Below are 23,871 nucleotides of genomic sequence, written 5' to 3' on the forward strand. Positions count from 1 at the left end.
TTATCGGACCATTCGGCAGGACCCTGCCGATAAGAATCCTCCAAGCAGAAACCGGAGGAGAACGGACGCTTCTCCGGATGGATTATTATGATACGGCTCGTATTCTTGCTTCTTGGGGCCAGGGCGCTCAAACCCGCCTGGAAAGTGTTGGTAACCGCCGGCGTCGCCTGGATGCTGATTGGCATTGCCATCCTGTTCGATCTGAGCGACGGCAAGCTGTTCCTCCTGCTCGACACATTCGCCATTTTCCTCATCGTTGAAGGTCTGATTGAGCTCACCGCTGCTTTTTCGGTCGGTGTGCGACAGCACTGGATTGATGCGTTCCGGGGGCTTGCCTTCCTTGTCGCCGCCTTTCTCGTGTTCAATGTTCCCTGGGATGGCAATATCGGGGCTGCGATCGTGTTCGGCTTCGCCTTCCTGGTGGATGGGCTTTTCCGGATCGCTACGGCTTTCGTCGTCCACAGCTCGCGCTGGCGCGTCGGTATAGCTGCGGGAGTGACCGAGGTGTGTCTCGCGGTGGCCATATTGATGTCATGGCCGGTTCCACATCTGCTGACTGTACCGTTCTGCTTCGCGCTTTTGCTGCTGACCTCAGGATACGCCATCGTGCGAATGGCGCTGCCGTTACGCGAGCTTCCCGAAGGCGGGTCCGTAACAGCTCTTCCGCTTTATGCCGCCCGCAACTGGCAAGGTGGCGTGCCGCGCCCCGTCATCCCCCTGGACGAGGATGTTTGGAGTTCGGCGGATGAGATTCTCAATGTCTATGTCTGGACGGCGGCCGGCGCGATCGGAAGCCCGGAGCGAAGAGTGCTGATCGACCGGTATGTCGCGGCGGTCGACAAGAATGGCGTGATTTCGACTGGACACGCGGCGCTCGAAATGCCGCCTCATCTCTACATCAGCCACTATCCGGCTGACGATATCGACCATAACCCCGACGACTTTCGGGCACTGCTTCGTGCAGGTCACGAAAATGACGTGCCCGGTCGGTTCAATCCGTCGCTGGAATGGGAGGCAGCCAATTGGTGCATGCCAGACCAGAAGGTGACGTTCCGGCGTTTCAAGCCGGAAGCGTTGCGTCGTTTCTGGGCTGCCTACTCTGAGGACAACACCTACAATCTGACAGCGCGCAATTGCTCTACAACCGTGATCCAGGCACTGGATGCGGCCCTAGAAGGGAGCAGCTATACCGGCCACATCTGGTGCGATCTCTTCAAACTTCTAACCAATCCGCAGTTCTGGCTGCTGCGCCTTGTCCGCGGTCGTGCGGAGGCGATGACCTGGACACCGGGGCTAGTGCTGGACTATTCGCGCCTGCTACTCGCTGTGGTCGAGAACAATCAGGGCCGCTGGCGCAGGAAACTTCGCCAGGCGCTTCAGGCGCGACGTTCATTTGCTCATCAGGACGAGCGCGCCGAAGCTGCCGCGAGGCAGCTATGAACCAGAACACTCGAACCGCGGTGGTCATCACCATAACGGCGACGATTTTCGGTCTGACCTATGGCCTGAGTGCGCCGCTAATCGCGCTCGAGCTTGCCGAAGCGGGGTTTTCCGAGAGCTTCATCGGTGCGAACGGCGCGATGTATGCCGTCGGTGTGTTGCTGGCCGCCCCGTTCATGCCGCGCCTGTTCGGCCTGTTCGGCTTTGGACGCCTCGCGAAAAGCGCCCTTCTCGGAGCCGGCAGCATTCTTCTCCTGTTCCCCGCCGCTCCCTTTCTCTGGATATGGTTTCCGCTGCGGGCAGCGCTTGGCGCCGTGTCCGAGACACTGTTCGTCGTTTCGGAAACCTGGCTCAACCATCTGGCAAGCGAGGCATCACGCGGACGTCTGATTGCCATATACATGACCGCGCTTTCGTGCGGGACGGCCCTCGGTCCCACCATTCTCGCCCTTGTGGGCCGGCACGAACTCTGGGCATTCGTCATCGGTGCACTGGTCACATTTGCCGCCTGCATTGTCCTTGTTTTCGGCAAACCGAAAGAGCCGAAGTCCGAACGCGAGGAGATCGGAAATCCATTCCGGTATCTCAGGCTGGTGCCCGTTGCAGTCGCATCTGCGGCGCTCAATGCAGCTCTGGAAGCGGCGGGACTCAGCCTTCTGCCAATTTATGCCGTGAGCCTCGGATGGCCGGAGCAATCCGCAACGATCCTTCTAACCGTACTTCTCATCGGCTCAATTGCCATGCAATTGCCTATTGGCTGGCTCGGGGACCGGATGCCGCGCTCGAAACTTCTGATGTTGCTGGCACTGGTCGCGACCGTTGGAGCAGCCTTCTGGCCATTGGCGCTCGCGCATGCCTGGCTTGCCTATCCGCTTCTGTTCGTGTGGGGCGGTGTGTTCGTCGGAATCTACACGACTACGGTCGCAATGCTCGGCGATCTTTACGAAGGGGGCGAACTCGTGGGGATCTATGCGCTGCTTTCCGTAGCATGGGGAGTGGGCGCCTTCGCCGGACCGCTCCTGTGTGGCATTGCCATGGAGATGACCCTGCACGGGCTTCCGCTCTTTGCTGCCGTTGCCTGCGGCATTTTTGGCCTGGCTTCGATCTTCATGCCGATCCGGAGCCGGGTTTCCGTCCGCTAGTCGAGCTTAACAGTTATGCGCCGTTGTGGACTATTGCGGGAGGGGCTCGTGAAAAACACTTACCGCTGCCGAAAATGCTGTCGGTGAAGCATGAACTTCAATTCCTGCCCGTGAAACTCTTGGTGGTGCGAGCCGTCCTTCAATAGATTCACACTTTCGGAACATCTGTCGACACCTTGATTTGTGATCTCATACAAAATCTGGACGGCCCACGACCCTGTTTCGCCCCAGAGCTTTGGCCTGGTAGAGCGCGGCATCCGCCCGCGTGAGCAGTTCCCGGAAATCCTTCGCATCCCTCGGAAAGGTTGCAATGCCAATGCTGATCGTAACCTCGAGGTCCAGGCCGGGATTTGGAGAGCCTGCCACGGCGGCGCGGATACGCTCGGCAAGCGCCATGGCGCCCGGCGGTGTTTCCGGGCAAAGCAGCGCGAACTCCTCACCACCATAGCGGAATAGCTTGTCTCCTTCGCGTTTCGTCCGCGCGATGATGTCGGCCACCGTCTGTATCACACGGTCTCCCGTCGGGTGTCCGTGCGTATCGTTGATCGCCTTGAAGTGATCGATGTCGATCATCATGAGGCTCACCGAAAGCTTCGAACGCGAGGCCGCCTTCAACATGGCCGGGCCTTTGGCATCGAACTGTCCCCGATCCTTCAGCCCGGTAAGGGCGTCCCGGCCGATCCGTTCGACAAGCTTTTCGTAGCGATGGCGGTAGGTCAGGCGGTCGAAGATGTCGCCGGCTTTCTGTGGGCGGCTGCGGGGCGTGCTTTTCTCGATGATGCGCAGGTAAAGCGTGAGCATCATGCTGAAGAAGCCCGCCGCGCCGATCTTAGCGATCCAACCGCCATAAAAGGCCGAGACCGGCACCCCGGACAGAAGGTTCAAACCGACATAGAAGAAAACCTGATCAAGGCTTAGTACGACGGCCAGACTGATAAAGATCCTGCCCGGAACGGTGTTTGTCACCATTGCGCCAAGCCGTTCGTAGATGATCACCATGGCGATCAGGTCGACAAAGAGCAGTACCGTGCCCCAGACCATAAGGAAGCCGATCTGGTCGAGGAAGGGCAGATCCACGTTATAGCCCGGCAAGCTGACGGTACCGCTGTAGGCACGCAGGATCACCGCCAGCACCACCATGAGGATGTTGCCGAGCAGCAACCCATAGACGGGTTGGCGCATGCTCTCAGCATCTTCCTTGATGTAGAGCAGCAGGAAGAAGGCGAGTTTGCCCGCAAACATCACGGTAGAGCCGGGTGAGATCAGCCCGAACGGCAGTTCGATGAAGAAGACCGCCGCCAGGTAGGTCTCGAGGAAGTGCATGGCCCCGAGGACGGAATAGAAGATCCCGATCCCTATTGCCGCTCGATAGTGAAAAATGGCCGCCATCGCGGCGAAATAGATGACTGCCTGCGTCAGCAGCACAAGAAAACCCGACATGTCGTCAATAAGCCCCCAACCGCAATCTCGTTTCTGCCTGTCCTCCCGTTTATTGGTTCCCACCTTGTTGAACCGCCGCGCCTCTATCCTCTAAAGCCTCCTTCGCGCAGGAAGGAGGCTTCCTCGGCGGTTGTCTCGCGCCCCAACATAGGATTGCGGTGCGGAAATCGCCCAAAACGACGGACAATATCGCGATGGCCCTCGGCATGAGAGTGCCACGGCTCGCCGAGCCTTGCATTGAGCGCCACCGAGACGTCCTGGTCAGCGACATCTTCCGAATGGGCGAAGGGCAAGCAGAAGAAAAGGCGCAGTTCAGGCTCGACACGCTCCATATGCCCGACCGCCTGCGCCTGTCGGGCATAGTTTCGGGCCAGCGGGTCCGTGGCGTACATGTGGCCCGTGCCGCGGAAGGCGTTGCGCGGGAACTGGTCGGTGAGGATAAGCAGCGCCAGTGCACCCTCCGGCGTTTCGATCCAGCCGTCATGCCGCCGTTCGGCGACCGCCATGTGGAGGTTCAAGAAGCGCTCCCTAAACCTGCGGTCAAAGTCTTTGTCCTTGTCGAACCATCGACCTTCCTGGCCGGCATCCTTCCAGAAGCCGACAACATCTGGAATCAGCCCGTCGTCTCGGCGCCGCCGCGTTCCCAGCATCGCGATCATGACGAAGCCTCCGGCTGCGCAGGTCGGCTTGTGCCGGGAGCATTACCATGGATCAGATCGCGGCCGGCATAGATGCCTCCGACCGTTTCGATCTCGAAGCGCTCCGCATCGCGCCTGCGGATGCCGGCCATCAGCTCAGTGGCGGCTTCCGGCTCGTCGCCGAGCACGACCAGCACCCGCTCGCCCAGCCTGAGGGCGGATTCGAAGGTCTCGCGGACCTGATAGTCGACCCCGGCATGGACCAATTCGATGGCATGCTCGCGATCTATCGAGCGCGCCAGGACTGGCACCAGTGGAAACTCGTGCCGGGCGAGTTCGGCGATGGTGCTTGCCGCCTTCGCGTCATTGACTGCAACGACGATCGCTTTCGCGTTTTCCGCTCCTGCTGCATGAAGGATGTCGAGGCGCGATCCGTCGCCATAATAGACCTTAAAGCCGAAATCTTCGGCATCGCGGATCGCCTCGGTGCTCGTCTCGATGATCGAGATCGAATGCCCACGCGCCAGAAGTGGCTGGCTGACGATCTGCCCGAAGCGCCCGAAGCCAATCAGCAGGACACTCCCGGAAAGGCCTTCGGCGATATCCACGCCATCCATGGACTGCACCGGCTTCGGGAGCAGCCGGTCGTGCACGATAACCATCAGCGGCGTCAGCACCATGGAGATAATGATGATTGCCGTCAGGTTGGCGTTCCATTCGGGTGTCAGGATGCCGAACTGCATGGCGGTGGAATAGAGCACGAAGGCGAACTCGCCGCCCTGCGCCATCAGCACCGTACGCTCGATCGCTTCCCGGTTGTCTGCCTTCAGAAAACGCGCGACACCGTAGATCACAACCATCTTGAGGAACATGAAAGCCGGCACCGAGATCGCGATGACGGTCCAGTTCGCGGCAATGATGTTCAGATCGAGCGCCATGCCGACGCCGAGGAAAAACAGGCCGAGCAGCAGTCCGCGGAAAGGCTCGACATCGGCTTCTAGCTGGTGGCGGAAGGAGGACTCCGATAGGAGCACACCGGCAAGGAATGCGCCCATCGCCATGGACAGTCCGCCGACCTGCATGAGCACCGCCGCGCCGAGCACGACCAGAAGTGCCGCCGCCGTCATTACCTCGCGGGCGCCGAACCGGGCCAGCAGGCGGAACATCGGATCGAGCAGATAACGTCCGGCCAGCACCAGCGCCGCGATTGCCGCAAGCCCGATGGCAACGCCCGTGAGACGATCGGCCAGGGTCGCCTCGGCCCCGCCCGGCGCGAGGAAGGCGACCAGTGCCAGCAGCGGCACGATAGCGAGGTCTTCCAGCAGCAGAATCGCGATGATCCGGCGCCCTTTCGGCAGTCCCATCACGCCGCGTTCCTCCAGCATCTGCATCACAATGGCGGTCGAGGTCAGCACGAAGCCTGTGCCGGCGACGAAGCTTGCCGCCGTCGGATAGCCGAGCGCGATGCCGACCCAGACTAGTACCGCGATGGCGAGGCCCACCTGCAGGAGGCCGAGCCCGAAGATCTCGCCGCGCATGGCCCACAGGCGCGAAGGCTGCATCTCCAGGCCGATGATGAACAGGAAGAGCACGACGCCAAGTTCAGCAACGTGGATGATCGATTGCGCGTCGTGGAAGAAGCCGAGGCCGAACGGGCCAATTGCAAGTCCTGCTGCGAGGTAGCCTAGGACCGAGCCGAGCCCCGCGCGGCGGAACAGTGGTACAGCAACGACTGCGGCCGCGAGCAGAACGACGACGGCGATCAGGTCGACGCCGCCATGATGGGCCGCTTCTGCAGCCTGGGTAACAGTTTCAGCGGCCATGATCTGGCTTTCTCTTATTTCGATGGAATGCGGAATTCTGTAATCAGTCCGTCCAGGATGGTCACATAGGCCTCGCTGCGGCCATTGAAGACACGGCTCTGCCAGTCGAACACGATGTGCGTCGTATTGGCCGTGGTAGCCGCTTCAAGGACTGTCATTCGGGCCTGAGCACCGATCGCATCCGAACGTGCCCACGACCGCACTCCATCGGTTCCCGTGAGGGTGCGTCCCCAGTCATTGATGATGCCGACGGGAGAAAAGGCGGCAACGAAGGCATCTTCGTCGCCTGCGTTTATCGCATAGACGGCAGATTGAAGGGCTGGCGGAAGAGTGACCGACATGGTTGTTCTCTCTTGTTGGTGAGGAGGCAAATACGGCGGGGCGGTTCCCGCGAGTTGCCATGCGGTAACCGCCGACACGATCGCGGGGACCGCAAAGACGATGAGAAGGATCGGCAATTCCTGAGCCACTGTATAGCCGGCCCGGGTGACGCCAACCCACAGATTCGTCAGAGCGATGGCAAACCAGACCGGAATAAAAAACTTTGCCCCGGCGGCGACACCGGAGAGATCACCGCCCCAGAGCTTTCCGAACAGAAGAAACAGGCCGAACAGGACGATGCCTCCGCCAATCACCATTGCCATGTGCATCGATCGATCCTCCTCAGGAAAACACGCTCAGATTCTTCGCGATGTCCTTGCCCGCATAGGGCGGGAACACATCCAGCTCGACATCAGGATTGCCGATCAGCATGGCCTTGGTGTTGCTGAGCGCGTCGAAGCCGGCCTTGCCGTAATATTTGCCCATGCCGCTGTTCCCGACGCCGCCGAAGGGCAGGCTGTCGATCCAGCAATGCAGGTTGGTCTGGTTGATGCAGCCGCCGCCGAACGAAAGCGATCCGAGCACATAGTCGATCGTCGCCTGGTCCTTGCTGAAGATGTAGGCCGCGAGCGGTTTCGGTTTGCGCTTGACGAGGGTCACGATCTCCTTGAGGTCGCAATAAGGCATCACCGGCAGCACCGGACCGAACACCTCCTGCTGCAGGGCCGGATCGTCCCAGGTAGAGGGATAAAGAATGGTCGGCTCGACATAGCGCGCCTCGACATCGAAGCGCCCGCCATGCACGACCTTTTCGGGCAGGATGTAGGAGGCGACCCGCTCCGCATCATGCGTGCTGATCATCCGCGCGAAATCCGGGCTTCGGCTCGGATCGTCGCCATACATCTTCACGATCGCCGCCTTGAGCTTGGCGATAAAGCTGTCGGCGACGCTTTCATGCACGCAGACATAGCCCGGCGCGATGCACCATTGGCCGGAGATCGCGTTGTGCCCCCAGGCGATGCGGTCGGCGGCGATGTCGAGATTAGCGGTCGCATCGACAATGGTCGGGTTCTGTCCGCCGAGTTCGAGCAGGACCGGCGTCAGATGCTCGGCGGCGGCGCGCATCACCACCTTTCCGACGGCCGAGGAGCCGGTGAAGGAGATGAAGTCGAACGGCAGCTCCAGCAGCGCCGAGATCTGTTCGCGCCCGCCTGTGACGATGGCGACATTCTCGGGCGCGAAATAGCGCGGCACCAGATCGGCCAGCAGCGCGGCGGTGCGCGGCGTGGTGTTGGCGGGCTTGAGGATCACTGTGTTGCCGGCGGCAAGCGCCGCGATCGCCGGGTCGAGCAGCAGCAGGATCGGTGCATTGAATGGCCCGATCACCAGCGTGACGCCGTAGGGCTCCTTGTAGATGATGCCGCGATTGCCGGTCGCTTCGAGGCCGTCTGGAATCTTCACCGGCTCGGGCGTCATCAGGGCCTTCAGGTTTTCGCGGTAATAGCGGATCACGCCCATCGGCACGGTGATCTCGAACAGTTGCTCGAAGGGCGGCTTGCCGAAATCCTCGTGAAGCGCGGCGCAGAGCGCATCCTTGTTCTCTGTGAGCATCCGCTCCATGCGATCGAGCTGGTCGATGCGCCATTCATAGCTTTTGGTCGCATCGCTCAGGAAATGTTCGCGCTGAGCGTCGAGCACGGACTGGAACGGATTGGTCATCGCGACCTCCCTTCAATTTCCGACGAGATGAGAAGCACCCTGGCAATGTCAGGCTTGCCGGGGTGCTGCAGCATCATTTAGTGGTGTAGCCGCCGTTGACGAGGATAGTCTGACCGGTCATCCACCAGCCGTCCGAGACGAGGAAGCGGATATAGGGAACGATGTCCTCGATATCGGTGAGGCCGGTCTTGGAGAACTTCGACAAGGCCGCCGCCGTCTTGTGATAGGCGACCGCATCCGCGCCCTCGGCTGGATAGAAGAAGGGGGTGTCCATCGGACCGGGACCGATCGCGGTTACCGAGATGCCGCGATCGCCGAATTCCTTGGAGGCTGCGCGTGTGAAATGCTCGACCGGGGCCTTGGTGCCGGCGTAGGCGGCATAGAACGGGGTGTATGCGCCGAGCAGCGAGGTTACCAACGTGCAGATCTTGCCGTTGTCGTTGAGGTGCTTGCCAGCCTCCTTGAGGAAGAAGAAGGCCGACTTGGCGTTAACGGCGCTCATTTCGTCGTATTCGGCTTCCGAGATTTCGACGATCGGCTTCTTCAGCACTTTGCCGACGGTGTTGATGGCGATGTCAGGCTTGCCGACAGCGGCGACCGCGTCGGTAAAGAGCTTTTCCATCGCGCCGGCCGTCGTGAGATCGGCCTGGATTGCGACTGCCTCAGCTCCGGCAGCCTTGACAGCGGCAACCGTTGCATCGGCATCTGCCTTCGTTGCTGCACTATTGTAGTGAATCACGACAGCCTTGGCGCCCTGCGCGGCCAAATCGCGGGCGATCAGGCCGCCGAGGTTTTTCGCCCCTCCGGCGATAATCACGGTTTTACCTTTGATGCTGTGATCGGTCATGGCGTCAGTCTCCTTGCCTGTATGCGACCGCGTCATGCCGCCGCTTTCGAGAGCATATAATATCGTCTATGATTATCCTATAAAGTCGATCGCCCTGACATCACTTGTCGGCATTTCTGGACAATAGAGGTATTCTCACTTGGACCGCATTGATCTGTTTCGCATCTTTACCCGTGTCGTCGAATGCTCGAGCTTCACGCGTGCAGCCGATAGTCTTGGCATGCCGCGATCCTCGGTGTCGGCCGCGGTGCTGGAGCTCGAAGCTCGGATCGGGGCGAGACTTCTACATAGAACGACAAGAGTAGTCTCGCCGACACAGGACGGGTCCGCTTTCTATGAGCGCTGCCTGCGCCTGATCGCCGACGTCGAGGACACAGAGAACATTTTCCGGCAATCCGCGACGCCGGCAGGCAAGTTGCGGGTCGACGTCCCAGGCCGCATCGGGCGTCTCATCATTGCGCCTGCGTTGCCAGCCTTCCTGGACCAATATCCGGAGATAGATATCGATCTTGGGGTCACCGATCGGGCCGTAAATCTTGTCGGGGAGAGTGTCGACTGCGTTCTGCGGGTGGGGCCACTCGCAGATTCCGGTCTGATCGCCCGTTCGATTGGGGAACTCCGACTTATCAATGTGGCGAGCCCTGGCTATCTCAAACGACATGGGATACCCGGATCGCCTGACGATTTGCAGGGCCACCTGGCGGTCAACTACGCATCGCCATCGAGCGGACGCGTTGAAGCATGGGAATGGGTCCAGGGAGGAGCATTGCAGACTACGCCGATGCGCAGTCGCGTCACCGTCAACAGCGCCGAGGCCTATATCGCCTGTTGTCTGGCCGGCCTCGGCCTGATCCAGATCCCGGCCTATGACGTCAGGCGTCACATCGAAGCGGGCGAACTCCTGGAAGTAATGCCCATTCACCGCGCCGAACCGATGCCAATGACGCTACTCTACCCACATCGTCAGCACCTTTCGCGGAGGCTTCAGGTATTTGCTGAGTGGCTAGAGGCGCTGTTGAAGCGAGAGCTGCGGTGAGCCGAGATCAAAGCGCTCAGAGTGGTTGCTCCATTCCAACCGGATGCGGCCTGGTATTTCAGCCCATCCCAGATCTCTAATGGGTGCTCGCCACCCAAGCACGAACCATCAGACAACTAGCCTGCATATCTCACAGAAATCAGGTGCATCGAGGCTGAGAATCAGTAAAAATTCTTTTGTAACAAAGAGTTAAGCTGCCTCTCAGGAGTTCCTCGATGCCGACAGAGCGTAACACGGAGCGATTCGATTTCGAGCCTGTCGAAGGCCATAAAGTTGTGGCCGGTTTCGACGGGGGTGCTATCACCTCGGACGCTGGGGCGTTGCTGCTGGGATCGACGGATCGAAGCCTGAGGCTGGTTGAGCGCCCGCCTGCTTTGTGGATCGGTGCGATCCGGACTTGATCGAACATTCGGTGAAGACGCTGGTTGGCCAGCGTCTGTTCGGCCTAGCGCTGGGCTGTGAGGATGTTAACGACCATGATGCTCTCGCCATGATCCTCTGTTTGCCGTGCTGGCGGGCAAGCTGAAGGCTGAGCGGCGGAGGGGCGCGCCGGTGGCAGGCAAATCGACAGATAAATATAAAGAAGACGGCGTCCTACTCGTGAGCTACACTTGGGAGGATGACGCGACGAAGCTTGGGTTGTACGACAATAAAGAGCTCGTCGAACGCTGCTTGAAGGAAGTCGATCGCATTCTACTTCGCTGTACCAACATCAAGAAATCGATCTCCAGCTATGTCGACAAAAGTCAGCCCGTTATCGTGCATTGGGAGAAGGAACGGTTTATACAGGGATGCGCAAAGCTCTATCGGCCCGGTGCATGGGCGGAAACGCAAGGACTTCTCGCATACAATCAGGAATACAGTGCGAAGTCCGGTCTCTATCTGTCCGGCGAAGGATTCTCTGTCGACGGCGGCTGGACCGAGCCTTCATTGAGAATGGCGCTCGACGCGGTGATGCATGTTGTCGTTAATTCAGGCGGCGAGTTCCAGAACAAGAATTTCAATTTCGAGAGGGACTATCCCCTGTACGACACAAAATGGAACCCAAGCACATGATTTGTTGGGCGGATTGAACTGGAATCGACCGTCAGGTTAAAAAACCTAAACCAGCGCCCGCGACATGAGAAGCCGGTTGCGCCAGCAGGCGCGACCGGCTGATGAATCCGGCTATGCGGCTTTTGCCGGAACGACACCGGTTCCCTCAGTGTGCGTCTTCGGCTTGTGGGTATGTTTTCTCATCAGGAACTTCCTCAAAGCTCCACTTATCGAAGGATCGGTACCTCGAAGCGGAAATTCGGAGATTGTTGAGGAGGATGAGCTATTTTTGATGTTGCTGAAGAAGTCGCGCGAGAAACTCGGTCTTTGCACGCGTCCTCGCCATACCTTTAAGCGTTATCGCTTCATAGCTTGATCTATATGAAAACAGGTCCGGCCGAATGGCCCGCATTTGACCGGACTGAACCCAAAAACGTGCATAGTGCTCCGGAAGATAGGCAGTGTAGACGCCTGAAAGGATAAGCGTCGCCAATCCTTCCACAGATGCGGATGAGGCCCCGACCTCCAGCCTTCGCTCGAATACGGGCAATTGCGCTTGAGTAACGTATCCACGAGCCGCGTGTATGGCAGCGGTAACCTTTTCTTCCGCCGCGTTTTCAACCTGGTCGAATAGCGGGTGCCCCGTACCGCAATACAGGTGGATGTCTGACTCGAACAGAGGATGATAATCGAGCATCTGTCTGCGGGCGATGAAGAAACCTATGCCGATATCCCGGCTGCCATCGAGGATGGACTGCTCGACTGCGTTCGGCGTGAGCACATCGATCTCGATCTCCATGGCCCTGGTATTATCGCGGTAGGACGCAACCGTCTCCTTCAGCCGGAAGTCCTCACAAAAGATCGAATTGTCGATAACAGATATATGGATGCGACCGGTGAGGCCGCCGCGTACGGCATCCGTTCGGGCGCGAAACTCGCCAATCGCAGCTGTCAGCTGCTCTGAAGCGGCATAGATATCCTTACCTTCTTCGGTGAGCCAAAAACCGCGTCGGCCGCGATGGCAGAGGCGCACGCCGAGTCGAACTTCAAGGTCCTTAATCTGCATGCTGATGTTGGACTGGCTGACATTGAGTGCAGCCTGTGCAGCGGCAAAGCCCCCGCACCGGACCACAGTCATAAAGGTCCGGATGAGCCTCATGTCGACGTCATGCAGCAGATTGATTGTTCGGCCCATACATCAATAAATCCTGAAGTGAATGTCAGAAATTTAGAATATCCCTGCGCCTTCATATAAGGCAAGATGCAAAAAAGCTCAAAAAATGGGCAAGGGGAACAATAGCATGGAGATTGTTGTCAGCTTACTGCTGAACGGCCTGACACTTGTCAGCATCCTGATGTTGATCGCCATCGGTTTGGCGGTCATCTATGGCTTGATCGGCGTGATCAATCTCGCCCATGGCGAGTTCGTCACGATCGGTGCTTATTCGGTTGCCGCTGTTCAACTGGCGGGTGGTAGTTTCTGGATCGGGTTCATTGTGGCGCCATTGGTGGGCGCAACGGTCGGCTTTCTGGTCGAATGGGGTGTCCTCAAACGACTCTATGAACGGCCTGTGTCGGCCATTCTCGCTACATGGGGTCTTAGCCTTATCATTCAGCAGCTCCTCCAGTTAATTTTCGGGGCTGCCCCTCTGCCGGCCCAAGCTCCAATTTCCGGCAGTATCCAGTTTGCGGGCATTGGCTACCCCATCTACCGCTTCCTCTTGATCGGCTTGTCGCTTTCGATCATCACCGGTTGCTGGGCAGTCGTTCGCTATACGAACTATGGAACCGACCTGCGTGCGGTGCTGCAGAACCGGCAAATGGCCGAGGCGCTCGGTATCGACACCCGCCGTATCTACATGAGCGCATTCATAATCGGAGCCGCGCTCGCGGCTATCGCCGGGGCATTGCTGGCTCCGATGGCGGTTGTGATTGCCCAGATGGGCGTCAACTACCTCGCCAAGTCGTTCTTCGTCGTCATCGTTGGAGGTGTCGGAAGCGTCGCAGGTGTCGCGGCAGGCAGTGCCGTAATTGGCGGGCTGGAGACGGTCTTCAATTACGTAATCAGCGCGTCTCTCGCGCAAGCATTGGTGTTGGGCCTCGCGATCATGCTCGTCCGCTACCGGCCAACCGGCATCTTCAGCGAGTAACCCAATGAACGAAACCGCAAACCTCTCTCCGAAAACCGATCTTTGTGTGGTGGCCCTGCTTCTGGGCGCCTGTCTCGTAGCACCTCTGCTCGTTGGCGAGTACCGGCTCCAGTTCCTGCGCGACCTGATCTGTTTTGCAATCTTCGCGATGGCGCTCAACCTCATATGGTCGCAGGCCGGATTGTTGAGCTTTGGCCACGCCACGTTCTTCGGGCTGGGCACCTACGCGGTAGCGATAGGCTCAACGGCTTTGGGCCCTCTTGCCGGACCCTGGCTCGGCGTTGTGGCGGGGCTGGCTGCCGCCGCGCTGGTCAGCGCCCTGATCGGTTACTTCCTGTTGTTCGGCGGTGTGCGTGGTGCGTATTTCACCATTGTCACACTGGCCCTCGCCGTTATCTTCGAGCAGCTTGTTCTCGGCTTTCCCAGGGTGACGGGCGGAAATACCGGGATCATCGGCTCGATGACACTCGCCCTGCCGGGGGGAGACGGCCCGTTTTTCCTGCAGGGAACAGTCTACTATTATGTCGTCCTGGCCGCGGCTGTTGCAATCACCGGCTTCCTCTATTTCCTGAAGACTTCCCGGCGCGGGCTTGTCCTCAACGCTATCCTCGACAACGAGCTTCGCGCCGCAGCACTCGGCAACAATACGCCCGCGTACCTGCTGTTCGTGTTCATCGCTTCAGCTGTCTGCGCAGCCCTGGCAGGTGCGCTCTATGCCTCTGGAGCGGGCTTCGTTGCCCCGGATACAGTTGGCCTTTCCTTCTCGACACAGGTGGTTATCTGGGTGGCCATCGGTGGCAGGGGAACGTTGTCCGGTCCTGTGATTGGCGCAGTGCTCGTGCTGGCGCTCGAGAACTGGCTGAGTTCCGTCAGCTATCAGCTCTGGCCGCTCGTTTTGGGCTGTCTCTTCGTCGGCGCCGTCTTCATATTTCCGCGCGGTATCGTTGGTCTTGCGGTTTCCATCCTCGGGTCGGCCAAAAACCGTTTGTCCAAGCCTGCGAGGGCCGCACAATGAACGGTCCAATTCTCGAAGCCAGAAACATCATGAAGAGCTTCGGCGGCGTCAAAGCGGTCGATGACGTTTCGATCGCCGTGGAGCCCTCCACGATCAACTGCATCATCGGCCCGAACGGGGCTGGCAAGAGCACCCTGTTCAACGTTCTCTGCGGAGCGCTGCCAGCTACGTCGGGCCAGATACTGTTTCGCGGAGACGACATCACCAAGCTGCCACTGCATCGCTTCGCACGCATCGGGATTTCCCGAAAATTCCAAGTGCCAAGTGTCTTCTCGTCTCTCTCCGTGGAAGACAATCTTCTCGTCGCTGCGTCCGCCACCGATTCGTCGGCACGGGAACGGGTGGGAGCGCTGCTCGACACGCTCGACCTCGCCGCTGACCGCCACCGCATAGCGGGGCTGTTGGCACACGGCCAGAAGCAGTGGCTTGAGATCGGCATGGCAATGATGATCGAGCCCATACTGTTGCTGCTCGATGAGCCGACCGCCGGCATGACGCCAACGGAGACGGCCCGGACGGCGGCACTGCTGAAAACCCTGTCCAGTAAGGTGACGATCCTGGCGATCGAGCACGACATGCGTTTCGTACGCGATCTGGGTGGCCTCACGCATGTAATGCACCAGGGCAAGCTGCTCATGTCGGGTCGGGTCGAGGAACTCGAAGGCGATCAGCTTGTACGCGACATCTATCTGGGGCGGCAATGATGTTAAAGGCGACGGACATTCGAGCTTCATACGGCGCTTTGCCAGTCCTGCATGGGGTTTCCCTTGAGGTCCGTTCTGGTGAAGTTGTCGCGCTTCTGGGACGCAACGGTGTTGGGAAGACGACACTGCTCAGGACACTGATCGGCGATCTGCCGCTCCAATCGGGAAGCATCCACTTTGACGGGGCGGACGTCTCTCAGGAAGCACCCCACCAGCGGGCGCGGCACGGTATGGGCTACGTCCCCCAGGGGCGCGGGATATTTCCCAGACTGTCCGTACGGGAAAACCTCCTTACCGGGCTGCGTGCGAGAAGAACGCCCGTCAAGGAGATTCCAAGGGACATACTGGAACGGTTTCCGATCCTGATTGAGAAGTTTGAGCAACGCGGTGGCTCCCTTTCGGGAGGCCAGCAGCAACAACTGGCGCTCGCTCGCGCGCTTTGTGGCGAACCCAAGCTTCTGCTTTTGGACGAGCCCTCTGAGGGCATTCAGCCCTCAATCGTCGAAAGGATCGGCGAGTTGTTGAGGTCAGTCAGTTCCGAACTCGGGATCGCCGTGCTGGTGGTGGAACAGAATATCGACCTGGCTCGGCAGGTCGCCCACCGCGCCATCGTCATCGAAAAGGGTCTGATAGGGACCGAGCTATCCAGGGAGGAGTTGATGGACGACGCACGCATAGTGGCGGCCATGTCGCTTTGACGGCATGCCGCCACATCAACCTAACCAGAGGCGAACAAGCAGGAGAAGGGCATGACGGAATATCGCACTTTGCTTTCGGGTACCGGTATCTCCCGGCGGAATCTTCTTATCGGCGCTGGGACGGCTGCGGCCGTCACAGGCTTTCCCGGCATCCTTCGTGCCGCGGATGACATCAAAATCGGCTTCTGCACGGCTATGACCGGCCTTCAGACGATCCTCGGCGAAACGCAGCTTAATTGCTTCAAGCTCGCAGTCGATCAGATCAATGCAGCCGGCGGCGTCGGCGGTCGGCGTCTTTCCTATGTCGTCGAAGACAATGCGACGACCACGCGCGGTTCAATCGAGAAGACCCGCAAGCTGCTTTTTCAGGACAATGTCGAAGCCATTATCGGCATGATCACAAGTCTCGAGCGCCAGGCTGCCCTCACGGTCAGCACACCTGCAAAGAAACTTCTCATTTATCCGACCTATTACGAAGGCGGTGAATGCAATCCGTACCTCGTCTGCACAGGCCAGATTCCCAATCAGGCAGTGGCGCCCTTCTATCCGTGGCTCACGAAAAATGTCGGCAAATCCGTCTATATTCTCGGGTCCGATTATGTGTGGCCGCAGAAGACCGCAGACGAGATCGCGGCTGCGGCCACGTCTGCGGGTGGGGAGGTTAAGGGCAAGGAGTTCTTTCCCTTCGGCACGACCGATTTCGGACCGGTTCTGGAACGCGTACGCGCCGCCAATCCCGACATGGTGTGGTGCCTGTTCGCCGGCGCCGACGCGGTCAGTTTCATAAAGCAGTATTCGGGCTACGGCTTGTCTGCGAAGCTGGTCAGCAACGGCATCGATGAAATCTTCACCGCCGGGCTTTCCGGCAGTGAGGTCGAAGGCATTATCGTGAATCAGTCGTATTTCTCGGCGCTGCAAACTCCTGCAAGCCAGACCTTTATCGAAAGCTACCGGACCGCATTCGGCGCGAATACGGTCGTGAACGCCATCGGTGAATCTACTTACGCTGGTGTTTGGCTCTATGCGAAGGCTGTGGAGGCTGCCGGCTCAACAGAAACCGGGAAGGTTATCGCTGCGATCCGGGAAGCGCGTTTCGAAGCGCCGGAAGGCGAGGTCCACATCGATCCCTCCAACAACCATATGCACACCGCAAGCATCGTTGGTCGATGCCGGGCGGATACGACGTTCGAGATCATCGAGAACTTCGGCATGATCGCTCCGGCCGTAACAGGCTGCGCACTGTGAGGCCATTTTGCTAGCCAGTCCGACAAGGACCGCAACGACGATCAGGGACCTGCTATCGGCCATGGCCGATCAGCGGGTCTCCGCCACCGTCCTCTGCGAATCCTACCTCAAGCAAATAGACGAGAAAACTACGCAGATCAGTGCCCTGAGCCATGTCCTGAAAGACAGGGCAATGGCTGAGGCCGAAGCGATCGATTTTAAACGCAAGCACAACCAGCAACTTGGGCCGCTGGCCGGGGTTCCTTTCGTTGTCAAGGACCTGATCGACGTCGAGGATGCGGTAAGCTGTGGCGGACTCGACATTCTCGCCGGATACAAGGCTTCAACTGATGCCGAGGTTGTCAGGCGCTTGCGCGCAGCGGACGCAATCGTCATAGGCATGGCGCGAACGGACAGCGGTGCGTTTGGCGTGCGAACGCCAGAAGTCGTTAATCCGATCGATCGTTCAAGGATAGCCGGAGGATCGAGCGGTGGCTCGGCTGCTGCTGTCGCTGCCGGATGGAGCTCCTTCGCGGTCGGGACCGACACAGGAGGCAGTGTTCGCATTCCCGCGGCCTGCTGTGGCGTCTATGGTTTCAAGCCGACTAAAGGTTTCGTTCCGACGTCAGGCGTCCGACCGCTTGCAGCATCGTTCGACCATGTCGGTCCTATAGGGCGGTGTGCAGACGATCTTCAGCTCATCATAAACGCGATGACGAGCAGCCGTGTCGACAACCCTCCGGTCAAGCATCAACGGCCATTTCGCGTTGGATACTCCGAAACATACCGGACCGATGCAGCGATTGAAGTCACCGAGGCGTTTACAGACTTCCTTGTCTCGTTGGAGCGCCGAGGCCATTCACTGGAACAGATCGATTTGCCCTCCCCAGAGGAGGCGATACGGGCGCATCTCGCAGGCAGCCTCTCGGAAGCCGCAGCGTATTACAAGAAGCACTTCCCGGACGAGTTGACCAAGCTTCCTTCGGACGCAGCAAGTGGAATTGAATTCGCCGAGGGCGTCCGTGGCTATGATTTCGTGCAGGCCCTGGACGAGTTGCACGATATGGAACATCGAATCCGTCAAGGCTTAGAGCGGGTGGATTTTATTGTTCTTCCGACGCTCCCTTGCCCACCCCCCACGCAAGGAACGACCTCGGTGACATGGAGCGGACGCCAACTGCCCGTGCTTTCTGCACTGATCCGCAACACCGCCATCTTCAACTACACAGGATTTCCGGCGCTAGCCATGCCACTGGGGCAGCAGCTTCCTGGAACAGCTATTCCCGCCAGCATTCAGATCGTCGGCAACCATTTTCGCGATCACGACGTGATCGCGTTTGCCGCATCGCTGGAGGATTGATGAATAAAAGTGCATGCGCCGTCGGCGCGCGCTCTGCAGCACATTGATTTCCATGATCCCTGCTACCCAACAAGGAGACGTGAAATGACTGCGAATATTCCCAACAGAATTCAAAAGGGTCCTACAGAACCTTCCAAGGTTATCGCGGCAATGCCGGATTTTCCGTTCGACTATGGAAAATTCGTCACGTCGGCCGGCAGGAATGCACTCTTCACCAATGGGGGTACTGTCAAGCGCGTCGCAATTGTCGGCGCGGGGATATCCGGCCTGGTCGCTGGCTATGAACTCCTCCGTGCTGGATTTGCTCCCGTAGTTTTTGAAGCGAGCGACCGGATTGGCGGCAGGATGTATTCCAAACAGCTGGAAAACGGAGGGATCGCTGAACTGGGTGCAATGCGTTTCCCGCCAACCTGCAAGACACTGTTTCACTATTTCGGCAAGGCGGGAATGAAGGACCGCACGGGTGATTTTCCAAATCCAGGCACGCCAAATTCTCCTGGAAACCTCGTGAACTACAGGGGGAAGAACAAATACTACGATGTAACGGATCAAAAATTCCCCAGGCCGAAGGAGTACGGAGACCTCCAGGCAAAATGGGACGCGCTCCTCAAAAACAAGCCGTACGATTTAGAGACGATGCAACAACATCTTACGGATCCGGAAACGAACGCTGCTTCCATAAAGAAGATATGGAATGCGCTTGTTGGATCACATGACAATGAAAGTTTTCACCACGTTCTGGTGAATCACAATTGGAGCGCCGATGACATTGAATTGTTTGGCCAGGTCGGGTTCGGGTCAGGCGGCTGGAACACCAACTTTGTCAATTGTTTCCTGGAAATCCTACGGGTCGCTTACACGGACATGGAGTCGAACCATCAGTTGTTTTTTGATGGCGTGGATACCCTGCCGAAGAGGCTGTTTGATAAAACTCCGTCAGATTTCAAGGATAATGTGAACGGCAACTACGAACATATGAGCCTTCGAAAGTTCGCGGAGGAGTACTTCGGGTCGGACAACGTTCTCGGCAACGTCGTGCACGGCATAGAGCATGACGAAAAGACGAAGAAATTCCATGTCTATACGAACGGCGCGCAAAAAACTGGCGACGACGCTCTCTTCGATGCTGTGATTTACACGCCGCACGTCCGGGTTCTGCAAATGATGCGGGATCAATCCCACCACGGAAAGGCAACGCGGGCCCTTCTGAGTGAGGATATGTGGGAGGCCATTGAATACACGCACTATATGCAGTCGTCGAAAACGTTCGTCTCGGCAAAGTCTGCGTTTTGGGCGGAGAAGGACGGCGACGGCAAACATCTGATGAGCACAACCCTCTCGGATCGTGTGACGCGCGGCACCTATCTGTTGAACTACAGGGACTCCAAAGACCAGAACGACAAGGCAGTCATATGCCTGACCTATACCTGGAATGACGACGCCCTGAAAATGTTGCCGCTTACGGAACATGAACGTGCCGCAATTGCCTTGCTGGCACTTGATGAGATGTATCCGCTAGCCAAAATCAACGAACGAATCAACAAGAAGAGTTCGGGCGAACTCGATTCGGCGACCATAATGTGGGATTCCGAGCGTTTTTTCATGGGCGCCTTCAAGAACAACTTGCCCGGTCATTACCGATACCAGCGGGCACTCTATTCACACTTCGCCGAGCACGATTTGAACCGAGGGATCAATTTCTTTCTTGCCGGCGACGATATTTCCTGGACCGGCGGTTGGTCGGAAGGTGCCGTTACGACAGGGTTGAATGCCGCGCATGCTGTAGTCAAGGCGTTTGGTGGGCATGCTCATAACAAGGCTGGTCCGCTGGATAAGTGGGACGCTCTCAAACCAATCGACCCCCAACCGGTTGCGGGCTGAGGCTATTTCAAAACTCAGAAAACCACCGCCGATGATCAGTCCCCAGCGCTTTGCCCTTGGGATCGATCATCGGCCAGATGACAATTGTCTCCGATAGTTGGAATGTTATTCGAGGATCGCATAATTGCACAATCTGAAAATCAACCCAGAACGCCTCTGGAGCACACTCGAAGAGACGGCATCTTTCGGTGGAGCTCTGCACGGCGGGGTCCGGCGATTGACGCTCTCGATTGAAGATCGGCGCGTCCGCGACTGGTTCAGATCCAGCTGTGAGAAGGTCGGTTGCATGGTTTCTGTGGATGAAGTCGGCAACATGTTCGCGGTGAGACCCGGCAAGGACACTAAAGCCCTGCCGATCGCCGTAGGAAGCCACCTGGATACCCAACCGACCGGTGGACGATTCGATGGAATACTGGGCGTCCTGGCGGGACTGGAAGTTTTGAGAACATTGCATGACAGCGGCTGTGAAACCCGGCGCCCCCTGATGCTCGTCAATTGGACCAATGAAGAAGGAGCGCGGTTTGCTCCTGCCATGCTTGGCTCCGGTGTTTATGCTGGAGTCTTTGATCGCCAGTTTGCCGACAGCAGGGAAGACGCGGACGGCATTCGATTTTCAGAAGCCATTGAGGCAATAGGCTATCGCGGCCTCCTGCCGGCAGGCACCCAGAAATTCGCCGCCATGTTTGAACTGCACATCGAGCAGGGGCCTGTCCTTGAACGCGAGAACGTCGACATCGGCATTGTGACCGGTGTGCAAGCGATGCGATGGTATGATCTTACTATTACCGGTCGCGAGGCGCACGCTGGAACGACACCCATGAACATGCGCGTGGACGCACTCACGGACGCCGCTCGCATCCTGATTGGAGCCGAGAAGCTGGCAAAGGATATGGGTGGCCTGGCAACAACCGGACAATTGAGCATTCCCACATCATCACGAAATGTCGTGCCGGGCAATGTGGTGATGAGTCTGGATCTTCGGCATGAACAGGATGACGTGCTCGAGGAAATAGAGCAACAAGTGCGCGCCCTCATTGCCTCGATTTGCGGCCCTGACCGCGCACAGCTGGTTTCGATCTGGGAGAGTCCGGCCGTTCGCTTTGATGAAGACTGCCTTGATGCAATTCGCTCGGGGGCAAATGAGGCCGGTGCCCGCATGCGTGAGATCGTGTCCGGGGCTGGTCACGACTCGGTGAACATTTCCAAGGTAGCCCCGACCGCAATGATCTTCATACCTTGCCGTGATGGCCTTAGCCACAACCCTCTCGAGTTTGCCTCCAAGGGCCAATGTGCGCTTGGTGCGCAAACGTTGCTGAACGCATTGCTTGTCTATGATCTGGCCCCGAGAAACTAACAGCGTTAGCTTGACTTACTACTAAACTCTCATCCAATGAAGATTAGAGGCCCGGCGGGTTTTGAAGCGCTCCCTTGTCTGGACCGCCCGGCTGGACGATTTTCCGGGCTTAGGCTCATGGCAGATGAGATGCTCCGGAGCCATTCATAGGCGATATCGGCGGCTTATTGCCGATGGCGCTGTGAGGGCGAACCTCATTGTATTCTCTACGCCAATTCTCCATCTGGTCCTCCTCTCAGGAGAGAAAAAGGCACACACGCGATCGTCAGATTCGACGTGCGATCAGGAATTCGCGCTATAGAGTTTTCACGCCATACCGCCGTTCTCCTGTATTTGCACGCCACGCTACGACGTCGGCCGAAATTTGTTGAACTGCCGCGTTTTGTGGCTCTTTTAGTCATCCCCATTCGGGGATCATCGCTTGCATCCCCGGCGAAACGGGGACGAGATGGCAGGTTTCGACAACAACCAGATCAGCTTTCAGCGTGGCGCACGAATGCTCCGCACCGCGCTCGGGCCCGCAATCGGGCGCTTCCTCGAAGATCCTGCCGTAGTCGAGGTCATGCTGAATCCCGATGGCCGTGTCTGGATCGACCGTCTTTCGGAAGGGCTGGCCGATACGGGAGAAAGGCTGTCGGCTGCCGATGGCGAACGCATCGTGCGCTTGGTCGCGCACCATGTTGGCGCCGAGGTTCATGCCCGTGCCCCACACGTCTCGGCGGAGCTTCCGGAGACCGGCGAACGATTTGAAGGCCTGTTGCCTCCCGTCGTCGAAGCGCCGGCCTTTGCCATCCGCAAGCCCGCCGTCGCCGTCTTCACGCTCGACGACTACGTCACTGCGGGCATCATGACGGCCAACCAGGCCGCAATATTGCGCGAGGCCGTCGTCAACCGCTCCAACATCCTTGTGGCAGGCGGTACTTCGACCGGCAAAACCACACTCACCAACGCTCTGCTCGCCGAAGTCTCGAAGGGCACGGATCGTGTCATCACCATCGAGGACACCCGCGAGCTGCAATGCACCGCCGACAACAAGGTGACGATGCGCAGCGTCGACGCGGTTATCGATCTCCTCCGGCTGTCGCGCGCGACGATGCGCTTCCGGCCCGACCGCATCATCGTCGGGGAGGTGCGCGGCCCGGAAGCGCTCGGTCTCCTCAAGCTCTGGGGCACGGGCCATCCGGGTGGCATCGGCACGTTGCATGCCGGCTCAGCCCTTGGCGCACTCCACCGCCTCGAGCAGCTCATCCAGGAAGCCGTCATCACGGTTCCCCGGTCGCTGATCGGCGAGGCGATCGATCTCATTGCCGTCCTTGCCGGTCGCGGTTCATCGCGCCGGCTGACCGAACTTGCCCGCGTCGACGGCCTCGGGCCGGACGGTGCCTACCGCATTTTCCCTGCCACCAATCCAGAAGGAGATTCTCAATGATCCGTCACGCCTTCCGTTTTCGCCGCCATGTCGCCACGGCAGTAGCCGTCACCTATGTCAATCTGTTGATGACCCGCGCCGCCCATGCATCAGGCTCGTCCATGCCCTGGGAAGCGCCGCTGCAATCGATCCTCGAATCTGTCGAGGGACCGGTGGCCAAGATCGTCGCTGTGATCATCATCATCGTCACCGGCCTGACGCTCGCCTTCGGCGACACCGGTGGCGGCTTCCGGCGTCTGATTCAGATCGTTTTCGGCATCTCCATCGCCTTTGCCGCCAGCTCGTTCTTCCTCAGCTTCTTCAGCTTCGGCGGGGGAGCGCTGATCTGATGGCAGCCGTCCTCGAACAGCTCGATGCGGTCCCGGGATTTACCGTCCCGGTCCATCGCGCCCTCAGCGAACCGATCCTGCTCGGCGGTGCGCCGCGCTCGGTGGCGATCCTCAACGGGACGCTCGCCGGCGCCGTCGGTCTCGGCCTTCAGATCTGGCTTGCCGGCATTCTGATCTGGGCGGTCGGTCATCTTGCCGCCGTGTGGGCTGCCCGGCGCGACCCTCTTTTTGTCGAGGTTGCGCGCCGGCATCTGCGCGTGCCCGGCCATCTGTCCGTGTGAGGCCA

The 23,871-nt window shown here is 58.8% G+C and carries 23 protein-coding genes and 1 pseudogene; 16 read left to right on the forward strand and 8 right to left on the reverse strand.

Going from position 1 to position 23,871, the window contains the following annotated elements; translation table 11 throughout:
• The first annotated feature begins 87 nt into the window (after positions 1-87).
• Both AC0TNJ_RS13105 and AC0TNJ_RS13110 read left to right on the forward strand, forming a co-directional pair.
• Positions 88-1,440, forward strand: coding sequence for an HdeD family acid-resistance protein (locus AC0TNJ_RS13105; RefSeq protein ID WP_473767935.1), 1,353 nt, complete (start codon positions 88-90; stop codon positions 1,438-1,440).
• Positions 1,437-2,582: an MFS transporter gene (locus AC0TNJ_RS13110; RefSeq protein ID WP_473767934.1), complete on the forward strand. Its 1,146-nt coding sequence runs from the start codon at positions 1,437-1,439 to the stop codon at positions 2,580-2,582. Before AC0TNJ_RS13105 ends, AC0TNJ_RS13110 begins: the two co-directional genes overlap by 4 nt.
• A 189-nt stretch (positions 2,583-2,771) precedes the next feature.
• On the opposite strand, the gene AC0TNJ_RS13115 is transcribed toward AC0TNJ_RS13110, so the two are convergent.
• The 6 genes from AC0TNJ_RS13115 to AC0TNJ_RS13140 form a co-directional block, all read right to left on the reverse strand.
• Positions 2,772-4,022 (reverse strand): GGDEF domain-containing protein, encoded by a 1,251-nt coding sequence (locus tag AC0TNJ_RS13115; protein WP_473767933.1) that lies wholly within the window; start codon positions 4,020-4,022, stop codon positions 2,772-2,774.
• 83 nt (positions 4,023-4,105) lie between these two features.
• Positions 4,106-4,681, reverse strand: coding sequence for a DUF924 family protein (locus AC0TNJ_RS13120; RefSeq protein WP_473767932.1), 576 nt, complete (start codon positions 4,679-4,681; stop codon positions 4,106-4,108).
• Positions 4,678-6,483: a monovalent cation:proton antiporter-2 (CPA2) family protein gene (locus AC0TNJ_RS13125; protein WP_473767931.1), complete on the reverse strand. Its 1,806-nt coding sequence runs from the start codon at positions 6,481-6,483 to the stop codon at positions 4,678-4,680. Before AC0TNJ_RS13125 ends, AC0TNJ_RS13120 begins: the two co-directional genes overlap by 4 nt.
• A gap of 14 nt (positions 6,484-6,497) precedes the next feature.
• Positions 6,498-7,127 (reverse strand): hypothetical protein, encoded by a 630-nt coding sequence (locus tag AC0TNJ_RS13130; RefSeq protein WP_473767930.1) that lies wholly within the window; start codon positions 7,125-7,127, stop codon positions 6,498-6,500.
• 19 nt (positions 7,128-7,146) lie between these two features.
• Positions 7,147-8,523 carry an aldehyde dehydrogenase family protein gene (locus AC0TNJ_RS13135; protein WP_473767929.1) on the reverse strand — a complete coding sequence of 459 codons (1,377 nt, stop codon included), beginning with the start codon at positions 8,521-8,523 and terminating at the stop codon, positions 7,147-7,149.
• Positions 8,524-8,596: 73 nt separating this feature from the next.
• The gene (locus AC0TNJ_RS13140) at positions 8,597-9,370 is read right to left on the reverse strand and encodes an SDR family oxidoreductase (protein ID WP_151572758.1); all 774 of its coding nucleotides are present in this window, start codon (positions 9,368-9,370) and stop codon (positions 8,597-8,599) included.
• Positions 9,371-9,509: 139 nt separating this feature from the next.
• Here AC0TNJ_RS13140 and AC0TNJ_RS13145 point away from each other — a divergent pair, with 139 nt between their 5' ends.
• The 3 genes from AC0TNJ_RS13145 to AC0TNJ_RS13155 all read left to right on the forward strand — a co-directional run bounded on the left by AC0TNJ_RS13145 (position 9,510) and on the right by AC0TNJ_RS13155 (position 11,462).
• Entirely contained in the window at positions 9,510-10,406 is an 897-nt protein-coding gene (locus AC0TNJ_RS13145) for a LysR family transcriptional regulator (RefSeq protein WP_473767928.1), read from the forward strand.
• 215 nt (positions 10,407-10,621) lie between these two features.
• Entirely contained in the window at positions 10,622-10,807 is a 186-nt protein-coding gene (locus AC0TNJ_RS13150; protein ID WP_473767927.1) for a hypothetical protein, read from the forward strand.
• Positions 10,808-10,958: 151 nt separating this feature from the next.
• Positions 10,959-11,462 carry an FAD-dependent oxidoreductase gene (locus AC0TNJ_RS13155; protein WP_473771374.1) on the forward strand — a complete coding sequence of 168 codons (504 nt, stop codon included), beginning with the start codon at positions 10,959-10,961 and terminating at the stop codon, positions 11,460-11,462.
• A 262-nt stretch (positions 11,463-11,724) separates the two neighbouring features.
• Here AC0TNJ_RS13155 and AC0TNJ_RS13160 read toward each other — a convergent pair whose 3' ends face one another.
• Positions 11,725-12,636 carry a LysR family transcriptional regulator gene (locus tag AC0TNJ_RS13160; RefSeq protein WP_473767925.1) on the reverse strand — a complete coding sequence of 304 codons (912 nt, stop codon included), beginning with the start codon at positions 12,634-12,636 and terminating at the stop codon, positions 11,725-11,727.
• A gap of 106 nt (positions 12,637-12,742) precedes the next feature.
• Between AC0TNJ_RS13160 and AC0TNJ_RS13165 the strand changes: the two genes are divergently transcribed.
• The 8 genes from AC0TNJ_RS13165 (at position 12,743) to AC0TNJ_RS13200 (ending at position 21,827) form a co-directional block, all read left to right on the forward strand.
• The gene (locus tag AC0TNJ_RS13165) at positions 12,743-13,591 is read left to right on the forward strand and encodes a branched-chain amino acid ABC transporter permease (protein ID WP_151572736.1); all 849 of its coding nucleotides are present in this window, start codon (positions 12,743-12,745) and stop codon (positions 13,589-13,591) included.
• Between the two features lie 4 nt (positions 13,592-13,595).
• Positions 13,596-14,606: a branched-chain amino acid ABC transporter permease gene (locus AC0TNJ_RS13170; RefSeq protein ID WP_473767924.1), complete on the forward strand. Its 1,011-nt coding sequence runs from the start codon at positions 13,596-13,598 to the stop codon at positions 14,604-14,606.
• A complete protein-coding gene (locus tag AC0TNJ_RS13175) occupies positions 14,603-15,310 on the forward strand; it encodes an ATP-binding cassette domain-containing protein (RefSeq protein WP_151572732.1) in 708 nt (235 codons plus the stop codon). The genes AC0TNJ_RS13170 and AC0TNJ_RS13175 overlap by 4 nt, the downstream gene beginning before the upstream one ends.
• Positions 15,310-16,008, forward strand: a complete 699-nt coding sequence (urtE, locus tag AC0TNJ_RS13180; protein WP_151572896.1) for an urea ABC transporter ATP-binding subunit UrtE — start codon at positions 15,310-15,312, stop codon at positions 16,006-16,008. The genes AC0TNJ_RS13175 and urtE overlap by 1 nt, the downstream gene beginning before the upstream one ends.
• A 51-nt stretch (positions 16,009-16,059) precedes the next feature.
• Positions 16,060-17,253 (forward strand): substrate-binding protein, encoded by a 1,194-nt coding sequence (locus AC0TNJ_RS13185; protein WP_473767923.1) that lies wholly within the window; start codon positions 16,060-16,062, stop codon positions 17,251-17,253.
• Positions 17,254-17,314: 61 nt separating this feature from the next.
• Positions 17,315-18,592 carry an amidase gene (locus AC0TNJ_RS13190; protein ID WP_473767922.1) on the forward strand — a complete coding sequence of 426 codons (1,278 nt, stop codon included), beginning with the start codon at positions 17,315-17,317 and terminating at the stop codon, positions 18,590-18,592.
• Between the two features lie 84 nt (positions 18,593-18,676).
• Complete coding sequence (locus tag AC0TNJ_RS13195; protein WP_473767921.1) at positions 18,677-20,473, forward strand: flavin monoamine oxidase family protein; 1,797 nt, start codon at positions 18,677-18,679, stop codon at positions 20,471-20,473.
• Positions 20,474-20,597: 124 nt separating this feature from the next.
• Positions 20,598-21,827: a M20 family metallo-hydrolase gene (locus tag AC0TNJ_RS13200; RefSeq protein ID WP_473767920.1), complete on the forward strand. Its 1,230-nt coding sequence runs from the start codon at positions 20,598-20,600 to the stop codon at positions 21,825-21,827.
• A gap of 115 nt (positions 21,828-21,942) precedes the next feature.
• On the opposite strand, the pseudogene AC0TNJ_RS13205 reads toward AC0TNJ_RS13200, so the two are convergent.
• Positions 21,943-22,056 (reverse strand): annotated as a pseudogene (locus tag AC0TNJ_RS13205) (integrase core domain-containing protein); the annotation flags it as partial.
• 219 nt (positions 22,057-22,275) lie between these two features.
• On the opposite strand from AC0TNJ_RS13205, the gene trbB reads away from it, so the two are divergent.
• The 3 genes from trbB to AC0TNJ_RS13220 are packed head-to-tail and all read left to right on the forward strand — an operon-like array spanning position 22,276 to position 23,866.
• Complete coding sequence (gene trbB, locus AC0TNJ_RS13210; protein WP_473768112.1) at positions 22,276-23,256, forward strand: P-type conjugative transfer ATPase TrbB; 981 nt, start codon at positions 22,276-22,278, stop codon at positions 23,254-23,256.
• The gene (locus AC0TNJ_RS13215) at positions 23,253-23,585 is read left to right on the forward strand and encodes a TrbC/VirB2 family type IV secretion system protein (RefSeq protein WP_151572718.1); all 333 of its coding nucleotides are present in this window, start codon (positions 23,253-23,255) and stop codon (positions 23,583-23,585) included. The genes trbB and AC0TNJ_RS13215 overlap by 4 nt, the downstream gene beginning before the upstream one ends.
• Positions 23,585-23,866: a VirB3 family type IV secretion system protein gene (locus tag AC0TNJ_RS13220; RefSeq protein WP_151572716.1), complete on the forward strand. Its 282-nt coding sequence runs from the start codon at positions 23,585-23,587 to the stop codon at positions 23,864-23,866. The genes AC0TNJ_RS13215 and AC0TNJ_RS13220 overlap by 1 nt, the downstream gene beginning before the upstream one ends.
• Positions 23,867-23,871: the final 5 nt, after the last annotated feature.

Source organism: Ochrobactrum sp. PL_is483, assembly GCF_055816855.1.